Source organism: Rhodococcus sp. 05-2254-2, from assembly GCF_002259095.1.
In the GTDB taxonomy this organism is placed as follows: Bacteria; Actinomycetota; Actinomycetes; order Mycobacteriales; family Mycobacteriaceae; genus Rhodococcoides.
Window position 1 is genome coordinate 645,310 of sequence record NZ_NOZJ01000021.1, and the last position, 21,552, is coordinate 666,861.

Sequence of the window (21,552 nt, forward strand, 5' to 3'; positions counted from 1 at the left end):
ACGAGCTCTTGCGAAGGGAGGATCATGTTGACCGCTGACCAAGTCGCGAGCGTGATCATCGCTCGTAACGTGAAGCCTTGGACCGACGCCATGTCACTGCAGAAGCTGCTCTACTACGCCCAGGCATGGCATCTGGCCGTCACGGGTGAGCCAATATTTGACGAGCAGTTCAAGGCGTACAAGGACGGACCGGTTGTCCCGCAGGTGCGTCACACTCGGTTGGAGCAGTCCAGCCGCAAGCGCATCGGGCAAGACCTCACCGGCATCGAGCTCGACGAGCTGAGCTCGAATCTGCTGGATCTGGTGATCGCGAGCTACGGGTCGATGTCCGCTGAGGAACTCAGCGCACTCACCCACGCGGAGCGGCCATGGCTGGAGGCACGCGGCGATCTGCCTGCTGGCGCACCTGGCAACGCGCCGCTCTCGACTGAGTCGATGGCCCGCTTCTATCGGGCTCATCGATCGCTGGCGGGTCGAACCGCCGCCGATCTCGCCGCGGGTGGCGTGTACGTCCGCGACCCGAATGTCAGCGATGCGATCGACGTTGGCTCGCTGCTCGGTGTCCTCGACGACCATGACACCGCGACGGACGACTCCCCGTGGGGCGGCGCGAACCTCGTAGCTTCCCGCAGCGGTGATCGTCCCCGCAGGCCCCATCGGGTCCGCTGCTGATCCAATGATGGAGGGCCATCGGCATCTCGTTGTATTCGACGTGAATGTGTACCTTGACGCTGCGTTCCTCACAGGTGCGCCATTCTCTTGGGAGTCATTTGACGCGATTGCCGCTTCAAGTGCGCAGGCACCTGTGCCGCACCCGCGCGGCGACTACGACTCGCTTCGGGCGATAGCGACTTGCCAGTCCGGAACCTTCGCGGGCTTGGAAACCGTTGAGGTTTTCACCAATGACCACATCGAGGACATGGTCCACTCGAAGGCGCAGCACCCTCTCGTACCCGCTCCAGGGAGCGACCTCAAGGGTTTGGGGTGGAACCGTAGCGATGCGGATGCGCTCTTGGAGGGATTCGTGTGGGAGGTCGGTAATCGCTCGTCGGGCGGTTGCGTACCGACCGATGTACCCGATGGCAACCCTCCGCTCGATCACGAGGACGGGATGGTCTACGGGGCATGTAAATATCTAGCAGGCGAGGACCCGCTGGCGACTGTGTACTGCGTCACCCGTGACCGCGCTTTCCTGGAAGCGGCCGAGCTGGGCAAGCTCAGCGGCCACACGAGGGTTCTTCATCCTGCGCAGTTCGTCGGGTTGGTGCGCGCGGCGCGAGCAAATCTTGGAGTCAGGCGTATGCGCCCCGGCGGGCCGGCGTCACAATGACCTCGGGTGTACGGCAAGCCGCTGCCGATTCTGATGGTCGGCGTGCCGCCAACCACGTGTACACCTCTCCCCGCAGCATGATCACGTGGGTGACGAGTAGCCGCAATGGACAGCGAAACGAGTGACGAGAGCTGACGTTGCGGCCGGCCCAGTGCTACTCCGCGCACGTGGACGCGCCGGCCTGACCCTCGGATCAACCGGCGGAAGGGGGCAGAATCAGCGAGGCTGTGCTGAGCCGGACGGAGAAAGGAGACCGGCCGGTGACAGTCGCCGATCACTCCACCACGTCTCATCAGTTGCGACCTCCATAATCCTGTATTCGAACGGCGGGGACCGCTTGATCTAAATCGGTGCGGGATTGTGGAATCGCCGTCGGCGCACTACAGGACGCATCGCTTAAGGGATCAGCGAGGGACTATGCATAATATGCGGTGCGGGTTTTTACACAGCTTCTAATTAGCCGTCAGATCTGCGCGTTCGCGGCTAGTCATCCCTCAAGGTCGGATGCCCACGTTTCAACGGACGGCTATTGTCAATCGGTCCCATACCGTCAAACGCCTGCCTTCCTTGCCCGCGCGCCCCCCGCGTTGCGAAAACTGACGCGCCTGGACTGCACCTGGGTTGGCTGATCCGCTTGGTTTTATGGATTCGCGTTGGCGCATTCTGAGGAGCCTGCGAATCGAAGCAACCTCGCGAGCTCAGTTGAGCATGGCTGCGGCTCCACGACTTCCCCCCCGGGGTAGGCAGCCTCGTAGTAAGGGTACTCGTAACCAATGATGTCTTGGTCGTAACAGTAAGTGGTGGTCTTCGCTAGACCTTTGATCGGCGGGGATGTGTATGTCCCATTTCCCTGATCATCGAGCCAAATTCGGCCGAAGTCCGTCGTGCCCAAAGCGGAAACGGTAGTGATATCGCAACCGATCGGCAGGGCTGATGCCCGAACTTCGTTCAACGTTACGGTCACGGTGCTGGAGGTTGAACTTGTCGTGATTGTTCCGGGATCAACGATCGAGGCCCCGGCCGTTCCGCTACCAATCGCGAAGCCGAGCGCCGCGACAAAAATTGATGCGGTTGCGCCAAGCGCTGGGCGTATCAACCGACGGTTCATGTTCGTACCTCACGATTCATTTCTGACTGTGGAACTGTCGAGAGTTAGATTGGCACAAAAGAACTGAACAGCCGCCTCAGAAGCCGAGAGTTAATTTGAACGCAGGACAAACCGGCCTGAAATGACGACACCTCCATTCCTTCTCTTTGAGAGCTGTCTGGTGAGCGCGCAGTCGTTAGTTTCCCCAGCGTCTACGGCGTTCGGAATGAACTTGGCACCGGTGATGCAGTCACCGTGAGTGGCCGAGTGAGAAGTCGATCGAAAGTTCGTCATTCGATCGGATGAATGGGCATCCGCCCGTGAGAGCGTAATACCGGAACTGTCTTGGTCGGCCGATACAGTGCAGGCACTCGGAATGATGAGAGCAGAGGTGTCACCGGTGGCGAAGCGTCGAGGATTTTTCGCGGAAATGCAGCACCAGAACCGGCTACGCGAACAACGCGAGCGCCAGCAAGCACGAGCCAACGCGCAGGCGACTGCCCGGGCGGTCCGGTTGTCGGAGAAGGCGAGGCGCGATTGGGAGCGCGCTTGCGCGTCCGCTGAACGCGCGGCGAATCAAGCCTCAGCGGCCGCGGTCAAAGAACGCGCCCGCTTGCACATGGAGGCGAAACTGGCAGAGGTCGAGGCGCGCAACGCCACCTTGGCGGAGAAGTACGAGGCGATCGACGGCATCCTGGCGGCCACACTGGACGTGGACGATTACGTCGACCTGGATGCTTTACGGCAGAAGATCGAGCATCCGCCGTTCGACCGAACGGATCTCACTACACCGACAACCCCGCCTCTACCCCTCCCGCTCCCACCGGAGCCGGTCTACGTCGAACCAATGGCACCTGAGGGTCTCGGCTCCCTACTGGGGGGACGTAAACGCCATATCGCAGCTGTGGAGCAAGCGCAGGCAATGTACTGGCAGCAGCGACAGGGGTGGGAACAGGCTGTCGCTCAACGCAATCACGCCCAGGAGGCCAACGAGCGCGCGCACGGTGTCGCCGAAGCGAGCCGGCTCCGGGCCCTCTCCGTCGCTCAGTCCGAATATGAGGCGGAGTGTGCTGAACGCCGCAAGCAGGTGATGCAGGCGAATGTCACGTTGGAACGGCTGATGGTAGGGCTGCAGGAGGGTGAGCCGAATGCGCTCGAAGAGTATGTCTCCATCGTGCTCGGGAATTCGGTGTACCCGGAGTGTTTCGAGGTCGAATACGACTTCTCTTTTCACGGCCAGGACCGGGAACTCGAACTGACCGTCTCGGTCCCCTTGCCCTCGGACTTGCCGACCGAGAAGTCGTTCAAGTACACCAAGGCAAGTGACACGATCACCAGCACGCCACTACCGCTGAAAGCGCGTAGGGATCGATATGCAACCGCAGTGGCCGAGGTCGCGGTCCGCACTGCCCACGAAATTTTCGAGGCAGACCGTGACGGTGTGGTCAGCACGTTGTCGATGACAGTCGGGGTCGACACCGTGGACCCGGCCACTGGTCATCCCACTCGGATCACACTGGTTGAACTGGCGACGGACCGGACCGTCTTCGAGCGGCTCAATCTATCCGGCGTTCAGGCGGCCGCGACACTCGAGCACTTGAGTGCCGGTGTATCGAAGAATCCCCATGACCTGGTACCCGTGGGCAACACACGGGGAGTGCGCGGGTGAGCAGCTATAAGAAAAACCCTGTCTGCGTTCAAGCGTCTAGGACACGATGACAGGCCCAGAAGACACTATCCGGGCTCTTCGAACCACCCTGGTAGCCAAAGAGCGTGAGCTGAACGATTTGTTGGATCGGCTCAAAGTGGTAGAGCAAGAACGCGACGAGGCACTGTCGCAAGCTGCGCGACGGGGCGCGGTTGCGCCCCCGACGTCGGGGTCGGTGCCTGCCGGAGTGGTGGAGACCGACGACCGGATCGTGTTGCAGGAGGTGGGCATCTACACCTACCAGCACCCGTTGGAGAACGCCGAGCAATTCCGTGAACGATTGGCCGCGGTGCGTGACGAGATCAAGGCTGCGGTCATCGGGGGAGAGGCCATAGTCGCGTCGGACATGTTCAGCTTCAACAATTCTCTTGCCAAAGGCCGCAAGATGACGTCGGATCTGTCGAAGCTCATGCTGCGCGCCTACAACGCCGAGGCCGACATCTGTGTTCGTACCATCCGGGCGGGAAACCTAGCGACTGCCGTGAGCCGTCTGGAGAAGGCCGCCGCTACGATCGCCAAGCTCGGAGACATGATGCAGATGCATGTCGCCGAGACCTATCACAGGCTTCGGGTCGAAGAACTTCAGCTCACAGCCGACTACATGATGAAGGTGCAGGAAGAGAAACTCGCTCAACGTGAAGAGCGCGAGCGTCTCCGAGAGGAACGCAAGGTCGAGCTGGAATTGGCCGCGCAAAGGGAGAAGCTCGACAAGGAACGAGCGCATTATCAGAACGTGCTCGACTCCCTGGCCGGCCGCACCGATGCGGAATCTCAGCATATTCGAGACAAGTTGGGCGAACTCGACCAGGCCATCGCGCAGAACGACTATCGGCGTGCCAATATTCGCGCCGGTTATGTGTACGTGATCAGCAACCGCGGTGCATTCGGACCGGATGTGGTCAAGATCGGTATGACGCGGCGGCTCGAACCGATGGATCGGGTCCGCGAATTGGGGAGCGCATCGGTACCGTTCCCATTCGATGTGCACGCGTTGTACTTCTCGGACGACGCTGTTGCGTTGGAGGGGGCACTGCACGCGGCTTTCGCGACCCGTCGACTCAATCACGCGAACCTCAGGCGTGAGTTCTTTTTCGCCGAGCCCAGTCAGGTGCGGAAGGTGTTGGCCCGGCATGTTGGGAACCTTCTGGAGTACACAGAGGAACCCGAAGCGACACAGTATTTTCAGAGCCGGGGGAGTTGGCCGGTGAGCGTGACATCTCGACCCTGAAGTTTGACTGAACTTGGTAAAGGGCCGGTCGAAATCAGTCGGTCGCCGGCTCGGCTCGCAGGTGGGTTCGCGGTGGGCGCGCGGACGACCGTTCGGTGACACAGGATGCCGGGTTACGGAGGTAATGTGCATCACGGCATTAGCGCAGTTGGCGGGGTTCTGTCCACCGCGGTACGTCAGGATGTAGGTGGATTCAGCGTGGTCTTTGCCGAGGGTCTCGTTGACACGAGAGTGACACAACTGGGTACATACGGGGGTGGATCGGTCTGGACGCGAATGTACGAAAAGCTCTGTTGCACAATAAAAAGAGGATCCACCTGGGCCCGGGTAAGTCCATCTTTCCGGACTTAAAATCCGCACAGTGTCGGTTCGAGTCCGACTGGGGGCACCAGAGTCCATATGGATCCAGAATCTTGGCCCGGGACAGCGGTTTTTGGGTGGTTCCGTGGACCTCAGTGGCCGACCATGGATCTGAGTGGACAACGGAGGCAGCGGATTCAGATCCGCGCGGAAGCCTTCTTCGTTCGGCACCGAATCTTGGCATACGTGCAGTTCAGGGCTGGTTTATGTGTTCAATCGTCGTCTTCGCGTGAGGCTCGATGTCACGAGGCTGTCACAACTTGATCTGACAGACCTCGTCGACACCTGCGACATCTCGGGCCGGTCATAGAAACGGTTGTGGCGAAACAGGTTTCGCATGTATGTCGGCCCAAGTGCCCAAGAGCTACGCCCTGACGAAGCATTCTCGAAAGTTGCCCGCTCGAATTGCATTTTGCGGCAGTTCTGTCAATTCAGCAAGACGGTGCGGTAGTGCCGTTCGCGGCGTGAAGACGGCCCGGGCTAGGTGATGCTTGTGTATCGCGTGGGGCGTTACCTGCAGTACAGCCATGGTCGCCGATGGACGGTCATTGCGCCTTGGTCGAGCGTTTCTGTGTCTGCTCGTCGAGGCGTTGTCGTTGCCGGATCCCGTAGGCGGCGTCGGTGACGGCGGTGTCGTCCTCGAGTCCTGAACCGAGTGCACCGCCGATGGTGGCGATCGATGCCAGCAGCCAGGCGAGCGTGAGGTAGTCGGAGAAGCTGACCGCATGTCCGAGCGTGCTGGACAGCAGCGGAGGGGGTAACGCGATCGATGCGGTGAGCAGAAGCAACCCGAACAAGGCGACGTGGAGAACGAGGACACCGATGACCAGGGTGACGACGGTGGCGGTGTTGTACAGCACGGACCGCTCGCGCGCGTCCGGCGACGTGGGCCGCTCCCACAACTGGTGATCGAGGACCAGCCACAGAACCATGGCCGTGATCGACAGCAACGTTGCTGCGCTCATGCGCCACGGGCCCATCGTGTCGGCGAACTGCCAGATCGTGTTCGTCGCCAAGGCGAACGCACCGGTGGCGAATGCGCCGACAAGAACTTTCGACAGCCCGGTGACCAGTCGCCACGGCCGGTTCGCACGCACCATCCCCGACAGCAACCGCAGCCGTCGCAGACCCCGGGGAGCGAAATATCGCGTACCGCTGTCGATCTGCTGGGAGGGAAATCGCCGCTGCGCACCGGCCGGCGCGAGTGTCGGTTCACCGAGGACGAACGCGATCGCGAGTTCGGCGACGGCACGCACCCGGTCCTCGATGCGAATCCCGCCGACGGCGGCGATGGAGACGAGCGCGAACAGATGTGCGGCGCTGACGTCGGCGACCACCGGCACGGTGTCGTCGCGCCGCGGTAGATCAGTGAGGTAGACGACGACATCGTCGTTCTCCGAGGACGGTTCGACCGCGTCGATGGCGTCTGCGAAGTCGGCCTGCTCATCGGAGAGGTACGGCTCGCTGCGCACGGACACAGTCCATCGGCGCTCGTTGCGGTCTCGGTGTCGCAGGCGTTCCGGCAGCTTTTTTGCGAGCTTGTGAGCGAGAGCTGTTGGTTTGCCGGGGTCGGCGATCAGCAGGACCGAGACCGCCTCGGCAATTTCAGGTGGTCCTGCTCGTGGCCCTTGATCGTGTTCGTTCGCCGACATCGTGTGAGCGTACGCGCGTCTACCGGCTGAGGGTGCGGAACTGCAGCAGGCGGTACACAGAGCTCGCGGGACACTGCCGTGTCCATGAATTCGATTGTTGCTTAGTGGGATTGGAGACGGTATCGGCGCATCCGGTATCGACTGGATATCTACGCGCAGCGCGGTTTACAGGTCATCTTGATGCCACACCACCGCCACAGACCCGTCCGCGTCAGGTACGAGATGCGGGCGGCGTCGAGAATCGACAGGTACCGCGCATTCGTCGTGTGCATCAGCATGTCGAGGTCGCCCGGCAGAACCCGAAATGTCGCGTCGATCGAATCCAAGACGAGCGCCGGCTCGCGGGAGCGCGACACCGGGATCATCGCCCGCACCCATCGCAGCGCCATCAGCACCTCGATCTCCCGTCGTCTTCGCTCACCCAAACTTTCGATGTCGTGTTCATCGTGGAGGACATGGACAGACGGCGACAGGGTCAACAAGGCGCGTGAGAGGTGCGACCGGTCTGCACGGCGCGCAAGTGCACTGGCGAGTCAGGGCATGCCGCGTTGGGCTCTGCGAGCGGGTCGAACGCAGACACCTTCCAGGACTTTCTTTGCAGTGCGTAGGGACGGGATGGTGACGCGGCAAGACTTCGGTCCGTGAGAAACGATCAGTGATTGAGGAATTCGACCACACGGGGTGCGAACTGCTCGTGGAACTGAAAGATGCCGCCGTGTCCGGAGTCGGGGTAGATGACGAGTTCGCTGCCGGCGATGCGTCGGTGCATGTCTTCGGACAGGACGCTGGGCACCATACGGTCGTTGTCTCCGTTGGCAATCAATGTCGGCTGGGTGATCTTCGACAGATCCGACGGACGGGACCGACCGTACTTCTTGATGGCCGAGAGCTGTGTGCGGAACGCGGAGACGCTGATGTCTTTGTCGCGGTCGGTGGTTCGCTCCTTCAACCGTTCGACGAAATCCTTTCCCGCACGCTTACCGGTGGCATTGCGGTTGAAGAACAAGAACTCCTTCGGATCCGATCGGGTCAGCGTTGCACGCAGGATGTCCCAGTAAGTGACGTCGAGGGCGGAGATTTGATCTGCGTCATCACCGTCGGCGACACCACCGACCGCGCCTGACAGGGCCCGCCTGCGGCGATCGGCATCGCGCGCGATCGCAGCGATCACTCCTGTGATGTCGTGTCGGTCCGCAAAACGGCCGGAGGCGTCGTCTCCGATGGACGGATCAGGCGCGATTCCGTGACGTCGACTGCCGGCTTCGGGATTTCCTTCGAGTTTGTTCTGTACTGCTCGCGGGCCATGACCTGCATCACACTCGATTGCAACATTCATGTGCCGGATTTCGACATTCCGCTGACGCGAAACGGGCCGTAGCGTGCGAAGTCGACGTCGCGAACGTGATGTCGAACGCCGGCGGAGGTGGAAAGTGGTCATGGAACTGCGGGCGGTCGTCGCATTCGTCGGCGTGGCAGAGGAGCTGAACTTCGCCAGAGCTGCAGACCGCCTGACGATCACGCCGTCGCGGCTCAGCCAGCAGATCCGACATCTCGAGCGCGACCTGGGCGCTCGACTGTTCGACCGATCGACCCGTCACGTCGAGTTGACGCCTGCGGGGGCCGCGTTCTTGGTCGAGGCCCGTAGGTTGCTCGCTACCGCGGCCAGGGCTCGAAGCGTCGCGCACAATGCCCAAGTCGGGCTCAGCGGTCGCCTTGCCATCGGCTTCACCGGCTCCGCCACACATGACCTTCTACCGTCGGTTGCGCGTGCGTACCGCCGATTGCGGCCCCTGGTCGCTCTCGAATTGCACGGAGAACTGGGGTCGGCGGAGCAGGTTGCGGCGCTGCACGACGACATCATCGACGTCGGATTACTCCGACCACCGGTGACCGCGCCCGATATCGATACCTTCGTCGTGTGGCACGAAGAGTTCGTTGTTGTGCTGCCTGACGATCACCCGCTGTCAGGCCGTGAATCGGTCGGCCTCGTGGAGCTCAACGACAGCGATTTCGTTGCTTACCCCGGTGGAATGGCAGCAGGGATTGTTGCGCACGTGCACCAGGCATGTGCGCGCGCTGGATTCTCGCCGCGCATCGTGCACGAATCTCCGCACACCTACAGTCTGTTGTGTCTGGTCGCTGCCGGGTTCGGCGTCGCGGTCGTGCCGAAAAGCACTGCGGCCGTGCGGGTCAACGGAGTCGTATTCGTGCCCATCGCCGACGACGTTCCCACCATCGGTCTCGCAGCCGCGTGGCGTTCCGAGGGGCGTTCTCCGCTCGTCGACGAATTTCTCGCCGTGTTGCGCGATCACATTTCGACGAGCGCAGCAACTGCTCGTCCCGGCTGACATCGTTTCGCAACCGATTCTCGTACAACATATTTCACCTGCAATCATCCGCCGCCGCGGGTGCGAACAACCATGCCTTGGAGGATCCGCATGACGATCGTCGCTGTGCACGCTGTCCCCGTTCGCCTGCCGTATCGCACGCCGATGCGCATGGCGGCGGGTGATCTCACGTCTGCCGAGCACGTCATCGTGCAGATACACGACGACTCTGGCCATGTCGGAATTTCCGAGGCACCGGCCCGCCCCATGTTCTACGGCGAATCGCCCGTATCGATAGTGCATGCGATCGAGGAATGGTTCGGTCCATCGATCACCGGTGCCGATCCTGTTGCCGTTCGCCGGGTAATGGCGACGCTTCCGCGGCCCGCAGCCAACGCAACTGCCCGCGCGGCAATCGATCTCGCGTTGCATGATCTGGCGGCTCGAATCTTCGAGGTTCCGTTGCATCGCTTGCTCGGCGGTGACTCCACCCCGGTACGAGTCAGCCACGCTCTCGGCCTCGGAGATCCCTCCGCGCTCGCGGACGAGACAGCCATGATGCGCGAGAAATGCGGGATCGACTGCTTCAAGGTCAAGGCGGCGGGGTCGATCGACGCCGATGTTGCGGCCATCGTTGCGGTCCGCGAGGCCGCGGGTGACGGTGCGACGGTCTTCGTGGACGCGAACTGCGCCTACTACGCTCACGAAGGGTTGAAGGCAATCCGACGGATGTACGACGCAGCCGATATCGCATGGGCCGAAGAGCCGGTGCGCCTCGACGACCCCACCGGACGGGCCCGCGTGGCCGCAGAGTCGCCGGTACCTGTTCTCGCCGACGAGTCGGCGATGACAGCAGTCGATTGCGCGCGCACCCTCGCCGCTCGACACGCACACATGCTCTGCGTCAAGCCTGCTCGCTCCGGCGTGCTCGGGTCCTTGGACGTCGCAGGCCTCGGTACCGCGAGCGGCGTGAAATTGGTGCTCGGCAGTCAAGGTGACTCGGGTATCGGTGCCTACGCAGCTCTCGCGATAGCGGCCGCCCATCCCGCACTCTCCACGTTGCCGGCTGAACTCGCGTACGCCCTGCGGCTCGACGGTGACGTCATCGATTCGGCCGTCGAGGTTGTCGACGGTTGTATGACTCCGCCCTCGGCGTCCGGTATCGGGGTGCGCATCGACCACGACCTCCTCGGTCGATTCCGCATCGACGGCCGCTGACTTCGTTTCCATCCACGAACAGGAACACCAATGCTGCATATCATTTCGATCGTTGTGCTGGTCATCGCATTCGTTCTCACGATGACTCGCCCGCTGAATCTGGGCGCGCTGGCTTTCGCAGGCACATTCGTTGTCGGCGCGCTCATCGTCGGCCTGCCGACCGCCGACATCCTTTCCGGATTTCCGGTCAGCCTCGTCGTCACCCTGATAGGGGTGACGTACCTGTTCAATGTCGCCAGCGCGAACGGGACAGTGGAATACATGATCGCCGTCGCAGTGAGAGCCGTCCGAGGAAAGGTCGTGCTCATTCCGACGGTGATGTTCTTGGTCACCGCGTTCGTCTCCGGCATCGGAGCGGTAGTGGCCGTGCCGATCGTGGCACCGGTGGCCCTGGCGTTCGCGGCGAAGCATCGAATTTCCCAAACTTATATGGGGCTCATGGTGATTCACGGATGCATGGCCGGCTCACTCTCGCCGATCAGCGTATACGGTGTGCTCGTCGACGGCATTCTCGAGCAGAACGGTCTGCCGTCCGAACCGCTGTTGATCTTTGCTCTCGGATTCGTCGCGAACGCCATCGCCGCTGTCGGTGTCACGGCGGTTCTCGGGCGACGATCGATGTTGGAGAAGCCGTCATTCACCGAGACGGATGAGCCTGGAGTCGATGGATCCGGCACCCGGGCGCATGGAGACGTCATCACGGCCACTGCTGCGATCCGCGCAGATCCGGAAATCAGATGCACGCTCCTGGCGATCACCGTGATGGTCTCGGGCGCAATCGCTTTGAGCCTCGACGTCGGTCTTCTCGGAATTACCCTCGCCGTGGTCCTTGGACTGCGATGGCCGGAGCGTCAGGAGGTCGCCATCAAGGCGATCCCGTGGTCGGTAGTCCTGTTGGTGAGCGGTGTCCTCACCTACGTCGGCCTACTCGGCACCATCGGAACGGTCGATTCGATCGGCGAGTCGGTCGGGGCTCTCGACAATGTCGCATTGGCAACCCTGCTGCTGTGCTTCATCGGCGCGATCGTCTCGGCTTTCGCAACGTCGAGTGGCGTCATCGCAGCACTCGTACCGCTCTCGCTGCCGTTGCTCGCCGGCTCCAGCCTGGGGCCGATCGGTCTGATCGGGTCGATAGTCGTCGCGAGCACCATCGTCGACGTCAGCCCGTTCTCGGCCAACGGTGCTGTTGTAGTCGCCAATTCGACGTCCGAAGTGAGGAGTCGCGTGCTGCGCCGATTGCTCGTTCACGGGGGCATCGTGGTGGTTGTCGCACCGGTCGCGTTGTGGGGACTCGTCATCCTTCCCGGCTGGGCTTGATCGGGAATCGGCGCGCCGCTACCTCGACCCTTGCGCGATGGACCGAACCGTGTACCGCGAACAGCCTTCACACCCCGAAATGAGCATGCCATGACAGTTTCTCGACGCGAGTTCCTCATCTCTGCCAGTCTTCCCGTCGTTGCCCTGGCGCTGTTCGGGTGTTCAGCCCAGGACACCGCCGCCACATCGGCGAGTGATGCCGAGTCGGCGAAATCCAACCCCTCTCTGCTCCTGGTCGAGAAGGACGTACTCGTCGGGCAAGAGCCGACCGAAAAAGTGGCTGGACAGTCCATCTGGGCAATGCACGAGACGGCGACCTCACGAAGCTCCTTGGTGCGTATCGATTCGGCAACAACGAAATCCGTGCACGCTGCGACGCGAATGCACGTGGTTCTCGAGGGCGCAGTCGAGGTGACTCTGGCCGACGGGAGCTCCACGATCGGACACGGTGGCTTCATCCAGATCCCGACCGGAATCGAATACTCGCTGGCTCCGATCGGTGTCGACGCTCCAATCCTGGTCGGGTTCGAGGTTCCTCGAATCGACTTCTCGGCGGCACCGTCGATGGGACGGGATGGTGCAGACTCATCGCCGCGTGTGCGGGCATTGGCCGACATCGTGTTCGATGTCCCAGGTTGGGACGATCCGAGCGACCGAGGGTGGACACTGGCCAAGAGCGACGAACTTCGGGTCAACCTGGTGGAAATGCGCTCGGAGCTGAGAAGTCACTTGCATCCGGACGCGGACCACTCGCTCGTTCTGTTGTCCGGCAAAGCGCGCGTAGTGACGCCGAACGAGGAGCGGACACTGAGTGTCGGCAGCTACGTGTCGATTCCGGCAGGTCTGGCCCACAAGTACTTCGTGGACGGAAGCGAACCGGCGATGTTCGTCAGTTTCGACGCCCCCGCCTACGATTCCTCGAAAACCGTCTATCTCGATTAGAGAACATTGCGCCCGTGAAGAAAACTTCACGGGCACAGTGTTATCGAGAGCAGTATCAGCGAGGCAACGGATCGATGCCTGTGTGGCACTGGGAGTGGTGTGAAGACGGATGTGCCCCGTCGACTCGAGATGTGGAGTCGATGGGGCAGACGTCCGAGGGGATCCCTCGACGTGACGGATCAGGCGATGCTTCCGGCCCTCCGCCCGAACACAGATCCGGCGGCGAGTCCGGATCCACCGGGATAGTTGCCACTGAACAGTCCTCCGAGCATTTCGCCGCACACGAGCAGACCGGGAATCACCGTTCCGTCTTCGGTACGGACGCGGCCCTCCGTGTCGGCGGACAGTCCACCGAACGTGAACGTGATGCCACAGGTCACCGGGTAGGCATAGAAGGGGCCGGTCTCGATGGGGGACGCCCAATTGCTCTTGGGCGGTTGGACGTCGGCCTTCCTGCCGTCCTTGATGGTCGGATCGAGCGTGATCGAACGGTCGATCGATGCGTTGAACTCGGCGATCGTCTTCGCGAAAGTCTCGCGGTCCACGCCCATCCGGTCGGCCAGTTCCTCGATGGTGGGAGCCTCGAACACCGAGATGCCAGGCATGTCGTATTCCTCGGTGCGTAGCAGCGGCCGGAGTTCGGTGTCGAAGACCTGGTACGCAATCGAATCCGGTTGAGCGAGAATTTCGCGGCCGTACTTGGCGTAGGTGTAGTTGCGGAAATCAGCACCCTCGTCGAGAAAACGTGTTCCCCGATTGTTCACGACGATTCCCAGTGGATACGACTGCCGCGTCAGCCGGTTGGTCAGCTCGCGGTTGCTCTCGTTGTTCGCCGTCAGGGCGTCCCACGCAACACTGTGGCAGGTGTTCCAGTCCCCGCCCTTGCCTGCACCGATGGCGAGCGCCGCCTCCAGGGCGAGTCCGGTGTTGAACGGGGTGCCGCGAACCTTGGCATTGCCCCAGCCGGTGCCCAAGTACTTCTCACGCAGTTCCGGGCTGGACTCGAAACCGCCCGCTGCGAGCACGACCGTCTCGCCGCGCGCTTCACCCGTCTGCCCGTCGTCGGTGGAGAACCGCACGCCGACAACGACATCGGACTCGACTATCAACGACTCGACGCCGTACCCGTAACGAATGTCGACTCCTTCTTCGAGCGCGACCCTGGTGTGGTCGGCGATCAATCCTTCACCGCCGCCGGTGTTCCCCACGTGCAGCCCGCCCCAGAACAGGTAGCTGCCGTCGGGACGCTCGTATGCCTGCCGCTCGTACATCAACCGGTACTTGAGTCCGCGTTGTTTGAGCCACCGGAGCGTGTTCTGGCTCTCCTGCACCAACACTCGCGTCAACTCGGGGTCGTTTCTGCCGCCGGTGACCTTGACCAGATCTGCTGCATATTCCTCGGCCGAGTAGGGCGGCACCTCGGTGGCGGCGTGGCGCTCGTCGGCATCGACGATGTCCGCGATGTCGGCCAGGCCGGCGTGAGCGATGCGCGTGGCACCCGCGGTGTAATAGCTGTTGCCGCCCGCTTCGTGTTCGTTCGCTTTCTCCAGAAGCACGACGCTTCGGCCGCGTTCGCGTGCTGCGTGGGCTGCGGTGAATCCTGCGTTTCCGCCACCGACGACGATGACGTCGGCACGCAGGATCTGACCTGTGGACGTGCTGGTACTCAATGGAACTCCTGATATGTCGATGATGCGATCAGTACTCGATGAGAGCTCGTCCGATGACCTGCCCGGACGCGACGGCGGAGTACGCCGCCGCGGCATCCTCGAACGGGAAGCGCGCCGAAATGAGCTCGGAGGGGACGAGTGCCCCGTCTCGCACGGCCTCGAGGAGCGCGGGCATGTCCTCACCGGGCAGTGCCGCGTACGAGCCGACGAGGGTGATCTTGTTGCGTACGAACCGATTCAGATTCTCGATCTGTCCCGGTCCCGATGTGCCTGCAAGGCCCGATACGACGACCTTGCCGCCGATGCCGACGATATCGAGGGCTTGCGAGATCGTGCGGGGTGTGCCGATCGTGTCGAAGACGATGTCGATCGGCGCGTCACCCGCGGCGGCGGCGACTCGAGCGGCGAATTCGGGATCGTCTGCGCGGACTGTTGCGGTGGCACCGAACCGTTCTGCAGCCACGAGGGCGTCGTCGCGCATGTCGGTGGCGGTGATGGTTTGTGCTCCAGCATGTTTCGCCAGCGCGATCGTGCACAGCCCGACGCCGCCCGCGGCCAGTACGACGACGTTGGCACCCGTGTGCAGTCGCGCCGCCCGGTTGACCGCACCGTACGCGGTCAGTGCAGCGCAGCCGAGGACCGCGACATCGGTCAGCGGGATGCCGTCCGGCCAACCGGACGGCAGAGGGAACACCGCGCCCTCCGGCAACGCGACCAGCCCGACGAGTCCGCCGACCCCGGAGGCACGCAGGGGGTGTCCGTCGTGGTCGTAGTAGCGGTGCGTTCCGTCGTATCGCAACCCGCGGGCCTGCATCATCGATCGGAACGGCCCACAATTGTCCTCGGCGCCGGACAAGCACGCGCCGCACCGACCGCACGGCACGAGAAAAGTGCAGGCGACGCGGTCACCGGGGCGAACGTGCGTGACGTCCGATCCGACGGCAACGACCGTGCCGGCCAGTTCGTGACCGAAGATGTTCGGTGCCGGGACGGTGCCGTGGCCCTCGAGCTTGTGTACGTCGCTGTGACACGCTCCGCATGCGGCAACGTCTATCAGCACTTCTCGTGAGGTGGGTTCGGTGACGTAGACGTCCTCGAAGCTCAGTCCGTCGTCCACGCCGCGGAAGACGGCCGCCTTGCTCACTCGCATGCTGTCGAGGCTCGGCGAGCCCGGGACCGGTTGTGCAGTGGTGGTCATGTTCGTCCTTTCCGGTGGTCGATCACGCGTCGGCGAATGGGTCGGCGGGCTCGTCCGCCGAGAAATCGATCACGACACTCTTGATCTCGCAGTACTCCCGCAGAACCGCCAGACCGTTCTCGCGACCGAGGCCGCTCGATTTGTATCCGCCGTACGGCAGGGTCCAGTGCACGGGGCGAAAGGTGTTGACCGACACCAACCCCGCTTGCAGCTGAGCTGCGACGCGGTGCGCCCTCGAGATGTCCTTGGTCCACAACCCGGCCACGAGCCCGTAGCTGGTGTCGTTGGCCAACGAGATCACCTCGTCCTCGGTCTCGAACGGGATGACCGTCAACACCGGCCCGAACACTTCCTCGCTGGCCAGAGTGGAGCTGTTGTCCAGACCGTCGAAGATGGTGGGTTGCACGAAGTATCCCCGGTCGAAGCCGCTCGGCCGGCCTCCGCCGGTGACGACCCGTCCTCCCTCTCGGCGGCCCGCATCCAGGTAGTGCTCGGTCTTCGCCAGCTGCTCGGCCGATGTGTGCGGACCGATATGCGTGCTCGGATCCAGCGGCATGCCCACGCGAATACGCTCGGTGCGCCGGACCAGGGCGTCGAGGAAGTCCGCATAGATGTCGCGGTGCAGGAACAGTCTCGAGCCCAGCGAACACGATTGACCGGTGGACCGAAATGCGCTGTGCGTGGCCACCGACACCGCTCGGTCGATATCGGAATCGGGAAACACGATGTGCGGCGATTTTCCACCGCACTCGAAGGAGACGCGTTTGAGTCCGTTCGAGGCCGCGCGCATGATGGCCTGCGCGGTGGGGTAGCTGCCGGTGAACGACACCTTGTCCACGCCCGGATGGGCGACGAGGTGGGCACCCGCATCGTGCCCGTAACCCGGGACGATGTTGAGGACGCCGTCGGGAAAGCCTGCCTCGGAGAACAGCTGTGCGAACTCCAGTGCCGACACCGATGTCAGTTCGGATGGCTTGAGCACCACGGTGTTACCCATCGCGAGCGCAGGCCCGAGCTTCCACGAGTACAGACTGATCGGGGAATTCCACGGCGTGATTGCGGCGACGACACCGACGGGCTCGACGCGCGTGTACGCATGGGCGTCGTGCTTGTACGGCACCACCGTGCCCTCGACCTTGTCCGCTGCACCGGCGTAGTAGCGGAGCCACTCGACCGACCGCTTGACTTCACCGACCGTGTCGCGCAGTGGTTTTCCGTTGTCCATGGTCTCGATTCGCCCGAGGCGCTCGGCGTCCCGTTCGAGCAGATCGGCCAGGATGTAGATCAGGCGTCCCCGTTGGGTTGCGGTGAGCCTGGACCACGGGCCGTGCAGCGCGGCTCGGGCGGCATCGACCGCGCGGTCGACATCGGGCTCCGTCGCTCGCGGTACCCGTGCCCAGACGTCCTCGGTGGCAGGATCGACCGAATCGATGCTCAGGCCTGCGCTGGGGGCTGTCCATTGCCCTCCGACGAACAGGTGTGGGTAATCGGCAATCGTTGTGGTCGAGGTCATTTCACGTCCTCCGCGACTTTGTTCGTGGCCGCATCCGGGGAGAGGTCGACGTTCTTCGTCTCCGGGCCCCACAGAGCTCCGACCAGAAGCAGCAGTCCACCGATCACGTACAGCACGACTGTCGTGTGGTCGGGATCCATGAACGTTGCGAGACCACGCTCGTAGAAAGCGTAGAAGGCAGGAATGATGATGGCGAAGCTGTAGCCGATGCCGTATCCGGTCGCTCGCAGTTCGGTGCGGAATCGCTCCGAGATGTACGCGGCCGTGCATCCGAAGCAGCAGATCGAGGTCAGAACGAGCCCGGTGGTCAGGGCTGCGAGTCCGATGAACGAGGTTGCGACACCCGAGACGATGGCGAGATAGAACATCGGCGCGACGACGGCTCCGACGCCACCGCACCACGCGAGGAAGATTCGGCGTCCGATGCGCTGGCTCAAGGCACCTGCCAAGGGGTACGCGGCGATGAGGAACAGCTGGGCGACGACGATGATCGCGGTACCGCGTTGCGGTGATATGCCGTCGAGGCTGCGCAGGGTGATCGGGAACGACGCGGACGTGGCGTTGGACAGAATCCAGACTCCGGACATCAGCACGAGGACCTGACGCAGGCTTTTCGCCGACGATCCGCGCAACAGTTGCTTGGCGGGGTTTTCCTTCTTCACTGCCGGGGTCCGAGCATCCGCGGTGAGGAATGCCGGGGATTCCTGGACCGTACGTCCGTAGTAGACAGCGAACGCGAATGTCACGACCGCACCGATGACAACGGGGATACGCCATGCCCACACCTCGTAGACGGACGTGCCGTCACCGTTGCCTGCGCCACCGGTCGCGGTCAGCAACACGTAGGTGAACAGGGAGACGATGCAGAACGCGATCGGGAATCCCATCGTGATCAACCCGCCGTACAGGCCACGCTTGGCGATCGGGCTGCTCTCCATCGCCAGTGGTACGGCCCCGGTGTACTGACCTCCGAGGAAGATGCCGGTGACGAATCTCAGCACGATCAGCGTGCCTATCGAGGCGAGTCCTATCGTCGCGTATCCGGGAACGAACGCGAGCAGCAAGGTACCCACGGCGCTGCCGTACATCGCGATCAGAGTCGCTTTGCGTCGGCCGGCGGTATCGGCGATGTTGCCGAAGATGAAGGCACCCAGCGGCCGTCCGAGAAGCGTGGCGGCGAACACCAGGCCGTTGATCAATGCGATCGTGCCCGCGGACACATCCTGGGCCATGAAGAAGTGGAGTGCTGGTGCCAGCGCGATGACGGGCAGATAGATATCGTAGCAGTCGATCGCGAAGCCGATTGCGGCACCACGCGTCGCGCGCCGGCCGCGGACTTCCGCCGAGTCGGCCCGGTCGTCAATTGCAGGGTTCATGGTCAAGCCTTCCGAGGTGAATGTGGTGCTCGATCGGGGCTACGAAGCCACCCGTCGAGCAGAGAGGCGAAGTTGTGGATTTCTTCCATCGGGTAATGGCCGATGCCGTCGAGAAGTGTGAAGGTGCCGCCGGGGATGTTCTCGGCGGTCCACCGTGCCGATTCGGGGTCCATCCAGAAGTCGTCGGCACCGACGACGACGCGACAGGGACAGGTGATGTCGGTGAGTCGACTGCGGAGATCGTGTCGAGCCCAACCGATGAGGTCACTGTTGGACACGAGCGGATCCTCGCGCCGATGCATGCGTGCGATGATCTCCGTGCGGTCCGCGGGCACGGCCACCCCACATGCGGCGATCGTTCCGTAGTAGGTGCGGTCGGATCGACTGGGAGACACGGAATCTTCGAGGGCGCGGGTCAGTCCGGCGGCATTCTGACCGTCGTTCTTCGCGTCGGCGGCCATCGCGACGACGCCCGACAGCCGTGACGGGATACGGCTTGCGATGTCGAGGGTGATCTTTCCGCCGATCGAACAGCCGACCACGAAGGGCATGTCGAGGGACAGGCGATCGATGATCTCGATGCACCACTGCGAGTAGGTCTCGAGCTCGGTAACGGGCCCCGTGTCGAGCATTTCCGATCGTCCGTGACCGGGAAGGTCGACCACCACGGCCTTGTACCCCAGCTCCGCGAGTTCACCGACGACCGTGCGCCATTGGACACCACTCTGTCCTGCGGAATGGATGCACAGAACCGGATGACCGTCACCGTAGGTTTCGACGAAGGCGAGTCGGCCGTGCAGTGTCAGATACCGTGCGGTGCCGACGATCGACGCGGAGTCGGTCGGGGTGCCGGGCTCGGACGTGGACAGGGTCGTCATGGGCGGAGTCCTTTCGAGGTCATCTCACGGGCCGCCTCGACGATGAGTTGCACTGTCTTCGTCATCTGAAGGTAGGCGAAACCGTTTCCACTGGTGGAGAATTCGCCACGATGGGTCCGGACGACGAAGTCGTTGCGTGCACCGGTCAGCAGATTGCTCCACGCGTACTCGGAACCGTGCAACGTGAAGGTCGGCCCGGTGGGCGTTCTCCGCGTCACTTCCAGAATTCGTCCGCGATAGATCCGCAGCTGGAGCTCGGTGTTCTCGTTCGCCAGTCCGATGGATCCATCGAACAGCGCTGTGCTGGCGGCGAATCGGTCGTCCGATGCCAGGCCCTCGGCCAGTTCGCGTCCCCAGTCGATGCCGATGGGGTGCGAGACGAGTTCGGAGCTCGCAGGTTCGGTGCCGCGCGCCCGCACCAGTGCGGCGCTCGTACCCCACTGCAGGACTCGATTGTTCTCGTCCAGTAGCTCGATGTGACGGTTGATCACGCCGCGGTCGCCGGCACTGGTTCGCCGGACCGAGGTGACGGTCGTGCAGTAGTGCATCTTCACATCGGGCACGACGGCGAGGGAGTATCGCCATTTCGTGTCGAGGAGTCCGATGATCGTGTCGGCGAACATGCCGCTGTCGTGGAGGGTCCCAAAGTACCTGGCCAGGCCGTACGGGCCCTGGGCGACGAGGGTGCCGTATTCGGTAGATGCCGCGTACTCGGGGTCGTGGTGCATGGGATGCATGTCGCCGGAGACCTCACCGAAGGCGCGGAGGTCGTCCACGCCTGCGGTCCAGGCGTCGCTGCGGAAGCTCATGCCGAGGTGGAAGTCCTCCAGATGCATCGATCCGGTACCGGGAGGTCGACCGGATGTCGAGGTAGTCACGTCATTGTTTCCGTTTCGTCGATGGCCCGGGAGTGAACGGGGCCCGTCGGGAAGGTCGAACCGAACATCCAGTCGTCCATCTCGTGCCGAGACACTGTGGTGAACGTTCGTTCGTTGAGAACGTTAGCTGGGTCACGTCGTTTCCGTCAAGACGCAAAACTTGCAAAGGAGAATCGCCAGTTGAAGCCAGAATCCCGCCCATGCTTGACATGGGTATCGCTGCACGGCATCATTTCGACATGAACGAACGTTCTTCACATCCCAAGCGTCAGAAGCAAGCGCTGGCCTCACGAGAGATCGTGTTCGCCAGCGCGTTGCAAGCGTTCGCCGAACTCGGCTTCCACGGTGCGTCCATGCGGGACATCGCCACGAGATCGGGGATGAGCTTGTCCAATCTCTACAACCACTCCGCGTCGAAGTCGCATCTGCTGGTCGAGCTGCTCAAGACAGCGAACTACAACCATCTGACCGAAACGGAGTGGGCGGTCTCCGCAGCAGGTGACTCGCCGACGGACAAGTTGGAGATGGCAACCCGCGCATACGTCAACTACATCGTCGACCATCCGTTGGAAGCTCTTGTGGCACACACGGAACTGCGATATCTCGACGAGGACGATCGCAAGCGACTCGTCATCGCTCGTGACCGGCTCCAGTCGATATTCGAGAACATCGTCCATGAGGGAATTCGACTCGGGGAGTTCAAAACCCCGTATCCCGACGACGTGTCGCGGAACCTGCTCACGATGTGCGCAGGAATCGCGGAGTGGTACCGCCCGGACGGGCCGATGTCACGCGACCAGATATCCGAACAATTCGCCCGGTACGCAGCCCGACTGGTCGAACAGGACTGAAGAAGCGCGCAGGCTACTG

At 62.7% G+C, this 21,552-nt stretch carries 18 protein-coding genes; 9 read left to right on the forward strand and 9 right to left on the reverse strand.

The features are described from left to right. Window positions 1-24 precede the first annotated feature (24 nt). The 4 genes from CH283_RS25875 to CH283_RS25890 all read left to right on the forward strand — a co-directional run bounded on the left by CH283_RS25875 (window position 25) and on the right by CH283_RS25890 (window position 5,353). Window positions 25-672, forward strand: a complete 648-nt coding sequence (locus CH283_RS25875; protein WP_094639690.1) for a Panacea domain-containing protein — start codon at window positions 25-27, stop codon at window positions 670-672. Window positions 673-919: 247 nt separating this feature from the next. After that, complete coding sequence (locus CH283_RS28120) at window positions 920-1,330, forward strand: hypothetical protein (RefSeq protein ID WP_141216256.1); 411 nt, start codon at window positions 920-922, stop codon at window positions 1,328-1,330. A 1,517-nt stretch (window positions 1,331-2,847) separates the two neighbouring features. After that, entirely contained in the window at window positions 2,848-4,086 is a 1,239-nt protein-coding gene (locus CH283_RS28935; protein WP_255183342.1) for a hypothetical protein, read from the forward strand. Between the two features lie 136 nt (window positions 4,087-4,222). Further along, complete coding sequence (locus tag CH283_RS25890; protein WP_255183343.1) at window positions 4,223-5,353, forward strand: DUF4041 domain-containing protein; 1,131 nt, start codon at window positions 4,223-4,225, stop codon at window positions 5,351-5,353. 905 nt (window positions 5,354-6,258) lie between these two features. On the opposite strand, the gene CH283_RS25895 is transcribed toward CH283_RS25890, so the two are convergent. The 3 genes from CH283_RS25895 to CH283_RS25905 form a co-directional block, all read right to left on the reverse strand. Further along, window positions 6,259-7,365, reverse strand: coding sequence for a hypothetical protein (locus CH283_RS25895; protein WP_094639693.1), 1,107 nt, complete (start codon window positions 7,363-7,365; stop codon window positions 6,259-6,261). A gap of 149 nt (window positions 7,366-7,514) precedes the next feature. After that, window positions 7,515-7,754, reverse strand: a complete 240-nt coding sequence (locus tag CH283_RS25900; protein ID WP_141215367.1) for a thioesterase family protein — start codon at window positions 7,752-7,754, stop codon at window positions 7,515-7,517. 263 nt (window positions 7,755-8,017) lie between these two features. After that, on the reverse strand, window positions 8,018-8,701 hold the full coding sequence (locus CH283_RS25905) for an alpha/beta fold hydrolase (protein WP_255183344.1): 684 nt from the start codon (window positions 8,699-8,701) through the stop codon (window positions 8,018-8,020). 100 nt (window positions 8,702-8,801) lie between these two features. On the opposite strand from CH283_RS25905, the gene CH283_RS25910 reads away from it, so the two are divergent. The 4 genes from CH283_RS25910 to CH283_RS25925 all read left to right on the forward strand — a co-directional run bounded on the left by CH283_RS25910 (window position 8,802) and on the right by CH283_RS25925 (window position 13,169). Next, entirely contained in the window at window positions 8,802-9,713 is a 912-nt protein-coding gene (locus tag CH283_RS25910; protein WP_094639695.1) for a LysR family transcriptional regulator, read from the forward strand. Between the two features lie 90 nt (window positions 9,714-9,803). Beyond that, window positions 9,804-10,910, forward strand: coding sequence for a mandelate racemase/muconate lactonizing enzyme family protein (locus CH283_RS25915; protein ID WP_176460568.1), 1,107 nt, complete (start codon window positions 9,804-9,806; stop codon window positions 10,908-10,910). A 30-nt stretch (window positions 10,911-10,940) separates the two neighbouring features. Further along, the gene (locus CH283_RS25920; RefSeq protein WP_094639697.1) at window positions 10,941-12,227 is read left to right on the forward strand and encodes an SLC13 family permease; all 1,287 of its coding nucleotides are present in this window, start codon (window positions 10,941-10,943) and stop codon (window positions 12,225-12,227) included. A gap of 90 nt (window positions 12,228-12,317) precedes the next feature. Next, window positions 12,318-13,169, forward strand: a complete 852-nt coding sequence (locus CH283_RS25925; protein ID WP_094639698.1) for a cupin domain-containing protein — start codon at window positions 12,318-12,320, stop codon at window positions 13,167-13,169. A 179-nt stretch (window positions 13,170-13,348) separates the two neighbouring features. Here the strand turns inward: CH283_RS25925 and tcuA are convergent, their stop codons facing one another. The 6 genes from tcuA to CH283_RS25955 are packed head-to-tail and all read right to left on the reverse strand — an operon-like array spanning window position 13,349 to window position 20,682. Continuing rightward, on the reverse strand, window positions 13,349-14,839 hold the full coding sequence (tcuA, locus tag CH283_RS25930) for an FAD-dependent tricarballylate dehydrogenase TcuA (protein WP_255183345.1): 1,491 nt from the start codon (window positions 14,837-14,839) through the stop codon (window positions 13,349-13,351). Between the two features lie 28 nt (window positions 14,840-14,867). Then, on the reverse strand, window positions 14,868-16,037 hold the full coding sequence (locus CH283_RS25935; protein WP_094639700.1) for a zinc-binding dehydrogenase: 1,170 nt from the start codon (window positions 16,035-16,037) through the stop codon (window positions 14,868-14,870). A 22-nt stretch (window positions 16,038-16,059) separates the two neighbouring features. Then, window positions 16,060-17,550, reverse strand: a complete 1,491-nt coding sequence (locus CH283_RS25940) for an aldehyde dehydrogenase (protein WP_094639701.1) — start codon at window positions 17,548-17,550, stop codon at window positions 16,060-16,062. Beyond that, window positions 17,547-18,926 (reverse strand): MFS transporter, encoded by a 1,380-nt coding sequence (locus tag CH283_RS25945; RefSeq protein WP_094639702.1) that lies wholly within the window; start codon window positions 18,924-18,926, stop codon window positions 17,547-17,549. The genes CH283_RS25940 and CH283_RS25945 overlap by 4 nt, the downstream gene beginning before the upstream one ends. Window positions 18,927-18,928: 2 nt before the next feature. Next, on the reverse strand, window positions 18,929-19,804 hold the full coding sequence (locus CH283_RS25950) for an alpha/beta fold hydrolase (RefSeq protein ID WP_094639703.1): 876 nt from the start codon (window positions 19,802-19,804) through the stop codon (window positions 18,929-18,931). Then, complete coding sequence (locus CH283_RS25955; RefSeq protein ID WP_094639704.1) at window positions 19,801-20,682, reverse strand: MaoC family dehydratase; 882 nt, start codon at window positions 20,680-20,682, stop codon at window positions 19,801-19,803. The genes CH283_RS25950 and CH283_RS25955 overlap by 4 nt, the downstream gene beginning before the upstream one ends. 239 nt (window positions 20,683-20,921) lie before the next feature. Here CH283_RS25955 and CH283_RS25960 point away from each other — a divergent pair, with 239 nt between their 5' ends. Then, on the forward strand, window positions 20,922-21,533 hold the full coding sequence (locus tag CH283_RS25960) for a TetR family transcriptional regulator (RefSeq protein WP_176460569.1): 612 nt from the start codon (window positions 20,922-20,924) through the stop codon (window positions 21,531-21,533). Window positions 21,534-21,552: the final 19 nt, after the last annotated feature.